We start from the raw sequence: 879 nt of genomic DNA, 5'->3' as shown, positions 1-879 counted from the left end.
ATGTTGATCATAATCATAGTCTGAGCCCAAGCGATGCCGTAACAAGCGATGTAACGCGACGCTGTACAACAGATACTGAAGGTCGTAGCGATGGTCAATAATGGCAGCTTCGAGTTGCTCGAAGGCATAATCACTCGCTTCAAACCCTAAGTGATTTGACTTGTAGTCCAACAAATAATACCGCCCGCCTTGACGAAACGTTAGATCAATTGCGCCTTTTAAATGGCCTGAGAAGTGCTCAAAACCAACGCTTGGCAGTGCCTCACGAAACGAACGCAAAAGCGCATTCAGTTGCGGCGCAGCCAGCGCACCCACCTTAAAGTGAAACTCTGCCTCAACAATATAGTCTGACTGAGAAAGCCCACCCAAGCAGAGGCGTTTCTCTTGACCGGTCATGATTAGCTGGCCGTGCAGTTGCTCCTCTGTCCATCCCTGCCCCAAATCCAGATCTAAAATACGCTGCAACCAACTCGCCAAATATTCAGCCCAAAGGGCGAGGCGCGACTCAGGGACAAGCTGTTTGCGCATTAACAGGTTTTCAATATGCTGCTGCAGGCTTTCACCTGACCGGGCATATTTAGAGAGCAGTTGGCCAGTTGCAAAATCAATGTGCTCAAAAAGAGTATGCAAAAAGGTACCCGCATCGGCCCCCTTCGGAAAATTCAGAATATGTATCTGTGTAGGGCTGAGCGGTGAGAGTGATCGTACCGCAGCGCCAGACATGTGAGATTGCGGATGCAAACGATGATGCTCATTCATCAAACCTGTAAAGCTTTGAACGCGCCAAGAACTGCGCACGTCAGGCGCAAGGCGCTTTGAGAAATCTGAGAATGTCGGACTTGCATGAGTCACAGATGGCGCATCTTCAATACGCAGATT

General features: G+C 49.4%; 1 protein-coding gene. It reads right to left on the bottom strand.

Features of this window, described 5'->3' with window-relative positions:
- Positions 1-879 (bottom strand): PD-(D/E)XK nuclease family protein (locus tag A3750_RS16060; protein WP_197475084.1); only part of this gene is annotated, 879 nt, incomplete at both ends.

This window comes from Oleiphilus sp. HI0079 (assembly GCF_001635105.1).
Note: the sequence above shows the minus strand (reverse complement) of the source record. Positions and strands in the feature narration are given on the sequence as shown.